This window comes from Streptomyces rubrogriseus, assembly GCF_027947575.1.
GTDB classification, from domain to species: domain Bacteria; phylum Actinomycetota; class Actinomycetes; order Streptomycetales; family Streptomycetaceae; genus Streptomyces; species Streptomyces rubrogriseus.
The window spans coordinates 727,539-741,769 of record NZ_CP116256.1; the positions used below are offsets into that span (position 1 = coordinate 727,539).

The 14,231-nt window shown below is 72.9% G+C and carries 12 protein-coding genes, 1 pseudogene and 1 riboswitch; of the genes and pseudogenes, 12 read left to right on the forward strand and 1 reads right to left on the reverse strand.

The genetic code is table 11. The features are described from left to right. Positions 1–7 precede the first annotated feature (7 nt). Positions 8–505 carry a hypothetical protein gene (locus Sru02f_RS03165; RefSeq protein WP_164279448.1) on the reverse strand — a complete coding sequence of 166 codons (498 nt, stop codon included), beginning with the start codon at positions 503–505 and terminating at the stop codon, positions 8–10. A 204-nt stretch (positions 506–709) separates the two neighbouring features. On the opposite strand from Sru02f_RS03165, the gene Sru02f_RS03170 reads away from it, so the two are divergent. The 12 genes and pseudogenes from Sru02f_RS03170 to Sru02f_RS03225 all read left to right on the forward strand — a co-directional run bounded on the left by Sru02f_RS03170 (position 710) and on the right by Sru02f_RS03225 (position 14,162). Beyond that, positions 710–2,749, forward strand: coding sequence for an N-6 DNA methylase (locus Sru02f_RS03170; RefSeq protein ID WP_109034649.1), 2,040 nt, complete (start codon positions 710–712; stop codon positions 2,747–2,749). Between the two features lie 138 nt (positions 2,750–2,887). Next, a complete protein-coding gene (locus tag Sru02f_RS03175) occupies positions 2,888–3,505 on the forward strand; it encodes a hypothetical protein (protein ID WP_109034647.1) in 618 nt (205 codons plus the stop codon). A 65-nt stretch (positions 3,506–3,570) separates the two neighbouring features. After that, positions 3,571–5,033 (forward strand): annotated as a pseudogene (gene pkaE / locus Sru02f_RS03180) (serine/threonine protein kinase PkaE). Positions 5,034–5,184: 151 nt separating this feature from the next. Continuing rightward, on the forward strand, positions 5,185–5,838 hold the full coding sequence (locus tag Sru02f_RS03185; RefSeq protein ID WP_109034643.1) for a SurA N-terminal domain-containing protein: 654 nt from the start codon (positions 5,185–5,187) through the stop codon (positions 5,836–5,838). Positions 5,839–5,914: 76 nt separating this feature from the next. Beyond that, positions 5,915–6,892: a nucleoside triphosphate pyrophosphohydrolase gene (locus Sru02f_RS03190; RefSeq protein ID WP_109034641.1), complete on the forward strand. Its 978-nt coding sequence runs from the start codon at positions 5,915–5,917 to the stop codon at positions 6,890–6,892. After that, positions 6,889–8,190, forward strand: coding sequence for a cytochrome P450 family protein (locus tag Sru02f_RS03195; protein WP_109034639.1), 1,302 nt, complete (start codon positions 6,889–6,891; stop codon positions 8,188–8,190). The genes Sru02f_RS03190 and Sru02f_RS03195 overlap by 4 nt, the downstream gene beginning before the upstream one ends. 143 nt (positions 8,191–8,333) lie before the next feature. Continuing rightward, entirely contained in the window at positions 8,334–9,362 is a 1,029-nt protein-coding gene (gene rpfC / locus Sru02f_RS03200) for a resuscitation-promoting factor protein RpfC (RefSeq protein ID WP_109034637.1), read from the forward strand. 183 nt (positions 9,363–9,545) lie between these two features. Beyond that, positions 9,546–9,712: riboswitch (cyclic di-AMP (ydaO/yuaA leader) on the forward strand. Between the two features lie 3 nt (positions 9,713–9,715). Next, positions 9,716–10,444, forward strand: a complete 729-nt coding sequence (gene rpfA / locus Sru02f_RS03205) for a resuscitation-promoting factor protein RpfA (RefSeq protein WP_109034635.1) — start codon at positions 9,716–9,718, stop codon at positions 10,442–10,444. Positions 10,445–10,692: 248 nt separating this feature from the next. Next, a complete protein-coding gene (gene eno / locus Sru02f_RS03210; RefSeq protein WP_109035008.1) occupies positions 10,693–11,973 on the forward strand; it encodes a phosphopyruvate hydratase in 1,281 nt (426 codons plus the stop codon). A gap of 95 nt (positions 11,974–12,068) precedes the next feature. Next, on the forward strand, positions 12,069–12,551 hold the full coding sequence (divIC, locus tag Sru02f_RS03215) for a cell division protein DivIC (RefSeq protein ID WP_003975716.1): 483 nt from the start codon (positions 12,069–12,071) through the stop codon (positions 12,549–12,551). 76 nt (positions 12,552–12,627) lie between these two features. Then, positions 12,628–13,224, forward strand: coding sequence for a DUF501 domain-containing protein (locus Sru02f_RS03220; RefSeq protein WP_244941926.1), 597 nt, complete (start codon positions 12,628–12,630; stop codon positions 13,222–13,224). Further along, positions 13,221–14,162, forward strand: a complete 942-nt coding sequence (locus Sru02f_RS03225) for a Ppx/GppA phosphatase family protein (protein ID WP_109034633.1) — start codon at positions 13,221–13,223, stop codon at positions 14,160–14,162. Before Sru02f_RS03220 ends, Sru02f_RS03225 begins: the two co-directional genes overlap by 4 nt. The last annotated feature ends 69 nt before the right edge of the window (positions 14,163–14,231 follow it).

Sequence of the window (14,231 nt, forward strand, 5' to 3'; positions counted from 1 at the left end):
CCGGCGCTCAGAACTGGCCGTTGCCGAGCAGTTCGCCGTCGGCATCGTAGATCGTGACGAGGCCGTTCTCGCTGTCCTTCCAGTCGGCGAACGCGGAGGCGATGAGCTTGGCCGGACCGGTGCCGGAGCCCATGATGCCGCCGGTGAAGTCGGTGTAGACGTCGGCGGCGTCGAGGATGTCGTTCTGCTCGTCGGCGCCCTGCACCTTGGTGACGTGGGAGACGGCGTCCTTCTCCTTGGGCGTCCCGTTCTTCTGCACGAACGCCTTGAACTGCTCGGCCTGGGAGGCCTTCTCGACGGCCTTGTCCTCGGCGGGCTTCGCCTCGGAGGAGCCGTCCGTCTTCGCGCCGTCCGCGCCCGCGCCGTCCTGCTTCTCGCCCGCGCTCGCCGAGGTCCGGTCGTCGCTCTTGGCGTCGCCGTCCCCGTCGCCCGCGTTCGCCGACAGCGCGCCGATGACGGCGATCCCCACCACGGCGCCCAGCGCGATCTTGGTCTTCATGCCCATGACGTCAGTCCTCTCCCCAGAGACGATCGGTCGGCCGTGAACCGAAGCTTGCCGCTTCGGCCGGCCCGATGGGTCAATCAGACCAGAGCTTGTGAACCGAGTCAACACGGTTCACGAGGTCGTGCGAGTACACGATGTGAACGGAGTCGGATCGCGTTCATCGGTAGGATCGGCCCCACACACCAGGACGAGGGGGCCCCGAGCGTGCAGGAAAACGGGACAGAGGTGACCGCCGCCGGTATCGCGCGGCTCGCCGGCGTCGGCCGCGCCGCCGTCAGCAACTGGCGCCGTCGGCACGCGGACTTCCCCAGACCGGTCGGCGGCACCGAGACCAGCCCGTCCTTCGCCCTCGCCGACGTCGAGGCATGGCTGCGCGCCCAGGGCAAACTCGCCGAGGTCCCCCCGCGCGAACGTGTCTGGCAGCAACTGGCCGGCCACCCCGAGGGCCCGGTCGCCGCCCTGGTGCAGGCCGGCTGCGTCCTCCTGCTGATCCACGACCGCCCCACCCTCTGGCTGGACGCGAGCGCCGGCTCCGACGAACGCCTCGCCGACCTGCTGCCCGCCGCCCTCGACGAGGTGCTCGACGCCCGCTTCGGCACCGGCCCCCAGCGCGCCGTCACCACCCCGGCCGGCCCCCGGCTGCTCCCCTCCGCACCGCTCCTGCGCGGCGCCGCCGAACTCGCCGCCGGACCGGGCGCCCGCAAGGCGTACGAGTTCCTGCTCGGCCGGCACCTCGACGCCAATCCGCGGCAGTACACGCTCACCCCGGACCCGCTCGCCGACCTGATGGCCGAACTCGCCGGTCCCGCCCGCACGGTGCTCGACCCCGCCTGCGGCACCGGCTCCCTGCTCCGCGCCGCTGCCGCCACCACCCGGCCCGGGCAGGAGCTGTGCGGCCAGGACAGCGACCCCGCGCTGGCCGCCCTGACCGCACTGCGGCTCGCCCTGAGCACGGACGCCGCCGTGCGCATCGCCGCCGGTGACAGCCTGCGCGCCGACGCCCGCAGCGGCCTGCGCGCCGACGCCGCGCTGTGCCACCCGCCGTTCAACGAGCGCAACTGGGGCCACGACGAACTCGCCTACGACCCCCGCTGGGAGTACGGCTTCCCGGCCCGCACCGAGTCCGAGCTGGCCTGGGTGCAGCACGCCCTGGCCCGGGTCAGGGACGGCGGCACCGTCGTCGTCCTGATGCCGCCCGCCGCGGCCTCCCGCCGCTCCGGCCGCCGGGTCCGCGCCGACCTGCTGCGCCGGGGCGCGCTGCACGCCGTGATCGCCCTGCCGGCCGGCGCGGCACCGCCGTACAACCTCCCCCTGCACCTGTGGGTGCTGCGCCGGCCCGAGCGGGCGCCCGCGCAGCCCGGGGTGCTGCTCGCCGACACGGGGCAGTTCGCCGGAGAGGGACGCGGCGGGCCGGACTGGCGGTCCGTGCGGGACGCCGTACTCGACGCCTGGACCGCGTTCGACCGCACCGGCCGGCTCGACGACCGGCCGGGCCTCGCCCGCTGCCTGCCCGTCATCGAACTCCTCGACGACGACGTCGACCTGGCCCCCGCCCGCCACCTGCCGCCCCCCACCGCCACCGGCGGCACCGAACGGCTCACGGACGTACGCGAGCGCCTCGACGAGACCCTGCGCCTGACCGCGGAGCTGACCCCCGCGGCCCCCGGCACCGGACGCGCCGCACCGCGCAGGCCGCTCACCACCGTCGGTGAACTCGCCCGCGGCGGCGCCCTCGTGCTGCGCACCGGCACGAACGGCGGCCACGCGCGCGTGCCCCTGCTCACCGACCACGACGTCCTCACCGGCACCGGCCCCTCGGGCACCCTCCCGGAGGGCGACGAGGAACCCGTCCTGACCGAACCCGGTGACGTCGTCGTGCCCGTCCTCGGCGGCGGCTCCGTCGCGCGCGTGATCGACGCGGACACGGCCGGCGCCGCCCTCGGGCGCAACCTCGTGCTCCTGCGCCCCGACCCCGCCGCCCTCGACCCCTGGTTCCTCGCCGGGTTCCTGCGCGGCACCGCCAACCACCGGCAGGCCAGCAGCTACGCCTCCACCGCCACCCGCCTCGACGTACGCCGCCTCCAACTGCCCCGGCTGCCCCTCGACGCCCAGCGCGGCTACGGCGACCGCTTCCGCGCCCTCGACGAGTTCGAGCGCGCACTGCGCCTCGCGGGCCGCCTGGGGGAGCAACTGGTACGGGGCATGTACGACGGACTCACGGACGGCACGGTCGCCCCCGACTGAGCCGCCCGCGCGGGCCGAGTGACCAGGACGACAACGGTTCGGTACAACCCGGGGCCGCTCGTCCGTGTCGGCCTATACGCTCGACTCCGCACCGGTCGCCCGGCGCACGTCCCTCTCATCAGGTCTCCAGGAGAAGTCATGCACGGCCACGGCTATGCGCCGCCACCGCCGCCGCGCCGCCCCAGGACCGCGGTGCTGGTCCTGTCGCGCGTCTTCTTCGTGGCCCTGGCCCTGTTGAGCATCGGGTTCCTCGCCTGGATATCGACGCTGTACGCGGCCATCGTGAGCCGCCGGCCGCGCGACTGGTGGGTCTTCGCCGGGACCGCCGTCGCCCTGGTGGTCAGTTTCTGCTTCCTGGCCACCGACGACACCGACGACTTCAGCACCCCGGCCGGCACCACCGGCATGATCATCCTGCTGCTCAACGCCTGCGTCTGCGCCGGGTACTTCCTCTACGCCGACATCAGCCACCACCGGCGGCCGCCCCACCCCGGCCACGTCGTTGCGATGCCGCCGCCCCCGGCGGCCGGGTACGGGCACCCGCAGCCCTCGTACCCCTACGCTCCGCCGCCCGTTGCCGCCCCCGTGCAGACGCCGGTCCCGCCCTACCAGGCCTCGCCGCCGCAGCACCCCGCGGCGCCCGCCCGCATCGACCAGGTCCGCGCCGAACTCGACGAACTCAGCGACTACCTGCGCAACCACGACGGCCGCGGCGGCAGCGACGGCCGCGACGGCGGCCACCGGGGCGGAAGGTGACCGTGGCGGCCGGACGCGTCGTCGCCGGCCGGTACGAGCTGTCCACGCTCATCGGCCAGGGCGGCATGGGACAGGTCTGGACGGCCTACGACCGGCGCCTGGACCGGCGCGTGGCGGTGAAGCTGCTGCGCCCCGACAAGGTCGCCGGGGCGGAGGCCGACGAACTGCGCCGCCGGTTCGTGCGCGAGTGCCGCATCACCGCGCAGGTCGACCACCCCGGCCTGGTCACGGTGCACGACGCGGGCAGCGAGGGCGAGGAGCTGTTCCTCGTCATGCAGTACGTGGACGGCGCCGACCTCTCCGACCACCTCGCCGAGCACGACCCCTACCCGTGGCAGTGGGCCGTCGCGGTCGCCGCCCAGCTGTGCGCCGTCCTCAGCGCCGTGCACGCCGTGCCGATCGTCCACCGCGACCTCAAGCCGCGCAACGTCATGGTCAAGCAGGACGGCACCGTCACCGTCCTCGACCTCGGCGTCGCCTCCGTCATGGACGCCGACACCACCCGCCTCACCCACACCGGCACCCCCATCGGCTCGCCCGCCTACATGGCGCCCGAGCAGGCCATGGGCGGCGCCGTCGGCCCGTACACCGACCTGTACGCACTCGGCGTACTGCTGCACGAACTGCTCAGCGGCGACGTCCCGTTCGCGGGTTCCACGGCGCTCGGCGTACTGCACCGGCACCTGTACGAGCCCCCGCTGCCGGTGCGCCGCGTCCGCCCCGAGGTCCCGGAGGCGCTGGAAGCCCTGGTCCTGCGCCTGCTCGCCAAGGACCCGCAGCACCGCCCCGACTCCGCGCAGGAGGTCTACGAGCACCTCGCGCTGCTGCTGCCGGCGCTCGGCGTGCCCACCGGCGGCCCCCTGGACCCCACCCGCCCCTTCGTGCGCCCGCACGCCCCTGGCCCGACCGCGCCCGCACCCCCGCGCCGCAACCGGCCCCCGTAGCGCCCGCCGCCGAGGCCGCCAAGCCGGACGTCGCCCGCGCCGTCGACGACGTCAAGCGCCTCCTCGGCGAGGGCCGCATCACCCAGGCCGTCGACGTCCTCGGCGCGATCCTGCCCGCCGCCGCCGAACAGCACGGCGAACGCTCCCCGGTCGTGCGCACCCTGCGCAGGCAGTACGCGGCGACCCTCATGGACGACGGCCAGTACCGGCGCGCCCTGCCCGAACTGCGCCGCCTCGCCGACGAACGCGCCGCCGAGGCCGGCCAGGCCGACCCGCAGTGCCTGCGCCACCGCTACGACGCGGCCCAGTGCCTGGAACAGCTCGGCGAACCGGCCGCCGCCCTCGCCGAGTACCGGGCGCTGCTGCCGTACTACGAGAACCAGTACGTGGCCGGCGACCCCGACCTGGCCCACGACGTCCGCCGCCGCATCGGCCACCTCCTGCTCGCCCTCGGCGACCGCGCCGCCGCCCACGACACGCTGGCCCGGCTGCTGCACGACGTGGAGCGCGTCCACGGCCCGGGCCATCCGCTCGCGGCCGACGTCCGGCGCACGCTCCAGTGGCTGGGCCGGATGCACGGCTGACCCCCGCCGCCAAGCGGACCGGGCCCGAGGCGGTGCCCGAAGTCCTGATGAATCGTTGGTCCAATGGGTTGGCCAGAGCCGGGCCACTGCCTAACATCGATCATCGCAAGACTTTGTGCACCGTCGCACAATCTCCAAACGGGAGGTTCCCTTGCACCGCCGCAGCCGCCGTCGCCCCGCGCTTCTCCTCACCGCCGCGATCGCCGCAGCGGCCCCCCTGCTCGCCGCCTGCGGCAACGACGCGCATCCGGGCGCGGCGGCCGTCGTCGGCGACCAGCGGATCACCGTCGCCCAGCTGGAGAGCCGCGTCGACGAGGTGCGCGAGGCACAGCGCGCCGCCGTCCCGGACGACACCCAGTACCAGCAGGTCGTCGCCCGGACCGGCACCCTCACCCGCGACACCCTGCACGGCATGGTCCTCGACCGGGTCCTGCACCGCGCCGCCCAGGACGCCGGGGTGAGCGTCAGCCGCAAGGAAGTGCAGGACATGCGAGGCGAGCTGGAGAAGCAGGCCGGCGGTCCCGAGCAGCTGGAGACGGTCTGGCTCCAGCAGTACGGCGTCGCCCCCGACCGCCTCGACGACAACCTCCTCGTCCAGATCGAGGCCCAGAAGCTCGCCCAGAGCCTCGGCACCGACACCAGCCGCCCCGAGTTCTGGCAGGCCCTGTCCGAGGCCTCCAAGAAGCTCGACGTCGACCTCAACCCGCGCTACGGCGCCTGGGACGTCCAGAAGAGCAGCCGCGTCGACACCCGGACACCGTGGGTGCGGGAGATCACGGCCGCGGGGTCCCAGCAGCCGGCTTAGCGCCCCTGAGCAGCGGCGATACGGCCCCCTGTGGACAACTCGGGGGGCCGTCGGCGGCGTGCGTTAGGTTCGAGGAGTGAACGCAACCACCGCCGGCCCGACCACCCCCGACCAGGGCCGCATCGTCCTGCTCACCACCAGCCACCGCGTCGCCCCCGGCCTGCTGTCCTGGCCCGCCTGGCAGGCCCTGCGCACCGCCGACCGCGTCCTGTGTGCCGACGGAGCCCACCCCCAGCTGCCCTACCTGCGCGAGGCGGGGATACGGGTCGAGGAGACGGCCCCGACCGCCGAGGAACTGGTGGACGACTGCGCCGGCGGCCGTACCGCGGTGGTCGTCGCGACCGGCGAGGGCGAGCCCGCGCTCACCGACTCACTGGCCCGTCTCGCCGGCTCCGGACGGGTCCGGATGCCCGACCTCGAGCTGCTCCCCGCCTCCTACGACCTCCCGGGCGCCCGCCTCCTCGACCTCGTCCAGGTCATGGACCGCATCCGCCTCGAATGCCCCTGGTCCTCGCAGCGCACCCACAAGGGGCTGGCCAAGTACGCCATCGAGGAGGCGTACGAACTCGTCGAGGCCATCGAGGACGGCGACCGCGACGAGCTGCGGGAGGAGCTGGGAGACGTGCTCCTCCAGGTCGTCTTCCACGCCCGCATCGCCGAGGAGGACCCCGACGCCCCGTTCTCCGTGGACGACGTGGCCGGCACCATCGTCGACAAGCTCGTCCACCGCCACCCGCACGTCTTCGGCGACGAGACGGCCGACACCCCCGAGGAGGTCCGCGCCCACTGGCTGCGCACCAAGGCCGCCGAGAAGCAGCGCACCTCGGTCACCGAGGGCGTCCCCCTCGGCCAGCCCGGCCTGGCCCTCGCCGCCAAGCTCCACTCCCGGGTCCGCACCGCGGGCCTCGACGTCCCGCTGCCGACCGGCGAGGGCATCGGCTACGACCTGCTCGCCCTCGCCGCCCGCGCCGAGTCCGAGGGCACCGACCCCGAGGCGGCCCTGAGAGCGGCAGCCCGCGCCTACCGGGACGCGATCCGGGCGGTCGAGGGATGACCGGCAGCTCTTCCGCCCCGGTCCCCGAGCTGTTCAGCTGGGAGTTCGCGAGCGACCCTTACCCCGCCTACGCCTGGCTGCGCGAGCACGCCCCCGTGCACCGCACCCGGCTGCCCAGCGGAGTGGAGGCGTGGTTGGTCACCCGGTACGCCGACGCGAAAGAGGCGCTCGCCGACCCGCGGCTGTCCAAGAACCCGGCGCACCACGACGAGCCCGCGCACGCCAAGGGCAAGACCGGCATCCCGGGGGAGCGCAAGGCCGAGCTGATGACCCATCTGCTCAACATCGACCCGCCCGACCACACCAGGCTGCGACGACTGGTCAGCAAGGCGTTCACGCCCCGCCGCGTGGCCGAGTTCGCGCCCCGGGTGCAGGAGCTGGCCGACGGTCTCATCGACCGGTTCGCGGCCACCGGCTCCGCCGACCTGATCCACGATTTCGCCTTCCCGCTGCCCATCTACGCCATCTGCGACCTGCTCGGCGTCCCCCGCGAGGACCAGGACGACTTCCGGGACTGGGCGGGCATGATGATCCGTCACCAAGGGGGCCCGCGGGGCGGCGTCGCCCGGTCGGTGAAGAAGATGCGCGGCTACCTCGCCGACCTCATCCACCGCAAGCGCGCCGCGCTGCCGCCCGAGCCCGCCCCCGGCGAGGACCTCATCTCCGGTCTGATCCGCGCCTCCGACCACGGCGAGCACCTCACCGAGAACGAGGCCGCGGCCATGGCCTTCATCCTGCTCTTCGCGGGATTCGAAACCACCGTCAACCTGATCGGCAACGGCACCTACGCGCTGCTCACCCACCCCGGGCAGCGGGAGCGGCTGCAGACCTCGCTGGCCGCGGGGGAGCGCGGCCTGCTGGAGACCGGCGTCGAGGAACTTCTGCGCTACGACGGCCCGGTGGAGCTGGCCACCTGGCGCTTCGCCACCCGGCAGCTGACCATCGGCGGCCAGGACGTCGCGGCCGGCGACCCGGTCCTCGTCGTCCTGGCCGCCGCCGACCGGGACCCGGAGCGGTTCACCGACCCGGACACCCTGGACCTCGCCCGCCGCGACAGCCAGCACCTCGGGTACGGCCACGGCATCCACTACTGCCTCGGCGCCCCGCTCGCCCGGCTGGAGGGCCAGACGGCGCTGGCCACGCTGCTGACCCGGCTGCCGGACCTCCGTCTCGCCGCCGACCCGGCCGAACTCCGGTGGCGCGGCGGCCTCATCATGCGAGGTCTGCGCACCTTGCCCGTCTCGTTCACGCCGCCCGCGTCATCGGCCGGCAACGGTCCGTCGCCGACGCAAAAGTGACACGCGCTCACCTCTGTGATCTTCACGTGATCTGCGCGGCATGAACTTGTGACAAGCGATGATCTCCCTATACGTTCACGGATCAGCGTGGTGTCGAGCGTCATCCGCCGCGCGGTCCCCGTCGTCTCGTGAAAGGTCGTCGCATGCTCTCCGGGAACGGTCGTCACCGCCGCCCCCGCCAGGCACCCGCACTGGTCGTCGCCGCCGGAGTGACCGGCTCCGCCATCGCGATCCCGCTGCTCGGCGCCACCGGCGCGCACGCGGCCGACTCGGCGAACTGGGACCAGGTCGCCGAGTGCGAGACCGGCGGCGCCTGGAGCCAGAACAGCGGCAACGGCTACTACGGCGGCCTGCAGCTGTCCCAGGAGTCCTGGGAGCAGTACGGCGGTCTGGACTACGCCCCCAGCGCCGACCAGGCCAGTCGCTCCCAGCAGATAAGAATCGCCGAGAAGATACACGCGGCCCAGGGCATCGCCGCCTGGCCGACCTGCGGTCTGCTCGCCGGCCTGGGCAGCGGCTCCGGGGGCACGGGCGACGGCTCCGGCACGGCCGGTGACGGGGCGTCGGAAGGTTCGGACGCCTCGGGGGAGCAGGACACCACCAAGTCGTCCGAATCGCCCGCGACCACCGAAACGCCCGAGTCGTCCCAGTCATCCGAGTCGTCCGGCTCGTCCGAGGCGCCGGAGTCGACGTCCGGGGCGTCCTCTTCGTCCCCCTCGCCCTCTTCTTCGCCGTCTTCGTCGTCTGACACCCCGTCCGACGGTTCGAGCGGGGCGTCGGGCGACTCGTCCGACGGTGCGGACCAATCCGCCAAGCCGGACACTTCCGCCGAATCCGACCCCTCCGGCAGTGCCGAACGGCAGGGCACCGAGGGCTCGTCCGGCTCCGGCAAGCACCGCGGCGGCAGCGCGGACGAGGGTGCGACGGGAGAGGGCCGTACGGACCCGACGTCGGGCCGGCACGCCTCGCGCGACGGTGGCGAGCGAGAGGCCGGGGACGGGCGTTACGTCGTCCGCACCGGCGACAGCCTCTGGGCCATCGCCGACTCCCTTGACGTCGACGGCGGGTGGCACGCGCTCTACGCCGACAACGAGGCCGTCGTCGGCGCCGACCCCGACCACATCCTGCCCGGTCAGACGCTCACGGTCACGGGCGAATCGGGCGAAAAGTAGGGGGAGTTCGCGTCACGGTTAGAGACCGTATGTCCCTTTTGGATCTCGTGAGAGATAGGTCTCAGAAGCCGTGATCGTCTTTGAAAATCCGCGGAGCGCGTGTCTACGGTCATGACCGCTCGCCACCGCGGGCCCCGACAGCCGCAACGCCGAATCCTGCCAGCGGCCGTACGGGAACAGTCGTCGCGTCAAGCGCCGCAGGCAGGAGCGGGGGACCCAAGGTAAGCGCCGCACCGGGCAGTTGAGCCGGAGCGGCTAGGGGTGAAGCCGAGTTCCGGGAGGAACCCGGCCGGGCAACTCAACCGGCCCGAACCCGACAGCTCACCTCGCAGGCGTCGGTGAGGGGATCAACCATGCTGTTTTCCGGCAAGGGCAAGCACCGTCGCCCGTCCAAGGCCACCCGTGTCATCGCCGTCGCCGGCGTCACCGGTGCCGCCGTCGCCGCCCCGCTGATGGCGGCCGGCAACGCCTCCGCCGCCACCGCGTCCGAGTGGGACGCCGTCGCCCAGTGCGAGTCCGGCGGCAACTGGTCCATCAACACCGGCAACGGTTACTACGGCGGTCTGCAGTTCTCCGCCTCCACCTGGGCCGCCTACGGCGGTACGCAGTACGCCTCCACCGCCGACCAGGCGAGCAAGTCCCAGCAGATCCAGATCGCCGAGAAGGTGCTCGCCGGCCAGGGCAAGGGTGCCTGGCCGGTCTGCGGCACCGGCCTGTCGGGCGCCGCCTACACCGGTGGCGGCTCCGAGGACAGCGGCTCCGGCAGCTCCGAGGGCTCGCAGAGCCAGAGCAGCGGCTCCACCGCCGAGCGCTCCACCGAGCAGAAGGCCTCCCGCTCCGCCGAGCGCCCGGCCGCCGAGCCGAAGGCCGAGAAGCCCGCCAAGAAGACCGTCACCACCCCGACCGGCAAGAAGGTCGAGAAGGGCGACGGCGAGTACAAGGTCGTCAAGGGCGACACCCTCAGCTCGATCGCCGAGGAGCACGACGTCAAGGGCGGCTGGGCGAAGCTGTTCAAGCTGAACGACGACATCGTCGACGACGCCGACCTGATCTACCCGGGCCAGCAGCTGCACCTGAAGTAAGCGGCGGCGGTCCCGCGACTCCCGCCCCGGTGCGTGTTCCCCCGTACGCACCGGGGCGGGACTTTTCATGTTCCGCCTTTGTTCCGTTCTGAAACAATTTACTCTCGGTTCTGTCCAGCGGGTGGGCGATCGGCTGGCCGATCGCCCGGAGCCGGTTAGGCTCGGTCCCGCAGAGCCGTCGCGGTCCCGCGGGACCGCGACGGACCGAAGCGCCACAGTGAAGCGTCACATTGAAGAAGGAGATGCTCGTGCCGTCCATCGACGTCGTCGTAGCCCGGGAAATCCTGGACTCCCGAGGCAACCCCACGGTCGAGGTCGAGGTCGGCCTCGACGACGGCAGCACGGGTCGTGCCGCCGTTCCGTCCGGCGCCTCCACCGGTGCCTTCGAGGCCATCGAACTGCGTGACGGCGACCCGAGCCGTTACCTCGGCAAGGGCGTCGAGAAGGCCGTGCTGGCCGTCATCGAGCAGATCGGCCCGGAGCTGGTCGGCTACGACGCCACCGAGCAGCGCCTGATCGACCAGGCCATGTTCGACCTGGACGCCACCGACAACAAGGGCTCGCTCGGCGCCAACGCCATCCTCGGCGTCTCCCTCGCCGTCGCCCACGCCGCCTCCGAGGCCAGCGACCTGCCGCTCTTCCGCTACCTGGGCGGCCCGAACGCGCACCTGCTGCCGGTGCCGATGATGAACATCCTGAACGGCGGCTCGCACGCCGACTCCAACGTGGACATCCAGGAGTTCATGATCGCCCCGATCGGCGCGGAGTCCTTCTCCGAGGCGCTGCGCTGGGGTGCCGAGGTCTACCACACCCTCAAGAAGGTCCTGAAGAACAAGGGCCTGGCCACCGGCCTCGGCGACGAGGGCGGCTTCGCCCCGAACCTGGGCTCCAACCGCGAGGCCCTCGACCTCATCCTCGAGGCGATCAAGGAGGCCGGCTACACCCCCGGCGAGCAGATCGCCCTCGCGCTCGACGTCGCCGCGTCCGAGTTCTACAAGGACGGCTCCTACTCCTTCGAGGGCAAGGAGCGCACCGCCGCCGAGATGACCGAGTACTACGCCGAGCTGGTCGAGGCGTACCCGCTGGTCTCCATCGAGGACCCGCTGTTCGAGGACGACTGGGACGGCTGGAACACCATCACCGCCAAGCTCGGCGACAAGGTGCAGCTGGTCGGCGACGACCTGTTCGTCACCAACCCGGAGCGCCTGGCCCGCGGCATCGAGGAGAACTCGGCCAACGCCCTGCTCGTCAAGGTCAACCAGATCGGTTCGCTGACCGAGACCCTGGACGCCGTCGAGCTGGCCCAGCGCAACGGCTTCAAGTGCATGATGTCCCACCGCTCCGGCGAGACCGAGGACGTCACCATCGCCGACCTGGCCGTCGCCACCAACTGCGGCCAGATCAAGACCGGCGCCCCGGCCCGCTCCGAGCGCGTCGCCAAGTACAACCAGCTGCTGCGCATCGAGGAGATCCTCGACGACGCCGCGGTGTACGCCGGCCGCAGCGCCTTCCCGCGTTTCAAGGGCTGACGGCCCGGTAGAAGGCAGCGTCGTACGTACGTCCCCGTATCCGGTCCCGTACCGTGTGCGGGGACGTACGCGCGTGCACGGGAGGCGGAGACCAGATGGCCGTGAAGGACCGGGACCGTTTCTCCACCGCGACCAGGATCCGGATCATCGGGGAACAGACCGCGGCCCGGGTCTACCGCTCGCAGACCAAGCGCCAGGCCCGGCGCTCCCGGCTGACCGGCCGGGCCGCGCTGCTCGCGATGGTGCTCTGCTCGCTCGTCGTGGCGCTCGCCTACCCGATCCGGCAGTACGTCGCCCAGCGCGCCGAGATCGCCGATCTCCAGCGGGAGCAGCGGGAGACCCGGCAGCGGGTCGAGGACCTGCGCGACCTCAAGGCCCGCTGGCAGGACGACGCCTACGCCGAGCAGCAGGTCCGGCTGCGGCTGCACTACGTGATGCCGGGGGAGACGGGGTTCGTCGTCGTCGACCCGGAGGCGGCCGAGCAGACCCGCGCCCGGGCCGGCGCCGCCGACCGCCCCTGGTACCAGAACGTGTGGGACGGGGTCGACAAGGCCGACGCCGTCGCCCGCCGGCAGTGAACCCACCGCTCCGGCCGCTCCGACCGCTCCGACCGCTCCGGCAGTGACTCAACAGGAAGACCAGCAGAAGACAGTCATGCAGACTCCCCCGCCGACCACCCCGCGCACCGAGCCGACCGACGCGGACGTGGCGGCCTTCAAGCAGCAGCTCGGACGTCCGCCGCGCGGACTGCGGGCCATCGCGCACCGCTGCCCGTGCGGACAGCCCGACGTGGTGGAGACGGCACCGCGGCTGCCCGACGGCACGCCCTTCCCCACGCTGTACTACCTGACGTGTCCGAAGGCGGCCTCCGCCATCGGCACGCTGGAGGCGAACGGGGTGATGAAGGAGATGACCGAGCGGCTGGCCACCGACCCGGAGCTGGCCGCCGCCTACCGCGCCGCGCACGAGGACTACATCCGGCGCCGCGACGAGATCGAGGAGCTGACCGGCTTCCCGAGCGCGGGCGGCATGCCGGACCGGGTGAAGTGCCTGCACGTGCTGGTCGCCCACTCGCTGGCCGCCGGCCCCGGCGTCAACCCGCTGGGCGACGAGGCGATCGCGATGCTGCCCGAGTGGTGGCGCAAGGGCCCGTGCGTGACGCCCACCGAGCAGACCGACGAGACCGGCCGGACTGACCGGGCCGAGCAGACCGACGAGTCCGGCCGGACCGGCCAGGAGGACGCCCAGTGACCCGTGTCGCCGCCGTCGACTGCGGTACGAACTCCATCCGGCTGCTGGTGGCCGACGCCGACCCGGCCACGGGCGAGCTGACCGACCTGGACCGCCGCATGACCATCGTTCGGCTCGGCCAGGACGTCGACCGCACCGGTCGGCTCGCGCCCGAGGCACTGGAGCGGACCTTCGCCGCCTGCCGCGAGTACGCCGAGGTCGTCAAGGCGCACGGCGCCGAGCGGCTGCGCTTCGTCGCCACCTCCGCCTCCCGCGACGCGGAGAACCGGGACGACTTCGTGCGCGGCGTGCTGGACATCCTGGGCGTCGAGCCCGAGGTCATCTCGGGCGACCAGGAGGCCGAGTTCTCCTTCACCGGGGCGACGAAGGAGCTGACCGGCCGGGCCGACCTCGACAAGCCCTACCTGGTCGTCGACATCGGCGGCGGCTCCACCGAGTTCGTCGTGGGCGACGACCACGTGCGCGCCGCCCGCTCCGTGGACGTCGGCTGCGTCCGGATGACCGAGCGGCACCTGGTGCGCGACGGCGCGGTGACCGATCCGCCCACCGCGGAGCAGGTCGCCGCGATGCGGGCCGACATCGAGGCCGCCCTGGACCTGGCCGGGCGGACGGTGCCATTGGGGGAGGCGCGCACGCTGGTGGGTCTGGCCGGGTCGGTGACGACGGTGTCCGCGATCGCGCAGGAGCTGCCGGAGTACGACTCGGCCGCCATCCACCACTCCCGCGTCTCCCGCGACCGGGTCCGGGAGATCACCGACTGGCTGCTGGCCTCCACCCACGCCGAGCGCGCGGCGGTCCCGTCCATGCATCCGGGCCGGGTCGACGTGATCGCGGCCGGGTCACTCGTACTGCTGGCGATCATGGAGCGTACGGGCGCGGAGGAGGTCGTCGTGAGCGAGCACGACATCCTCGACGGCATCGCGTGGTCGATCGCGTAGGGCCCCTCCCCGGGGCGCTCGCGGTGGCGCCGCGGTGGCGGTACCGTCGGCGGTCTGAGCAGGACGGAC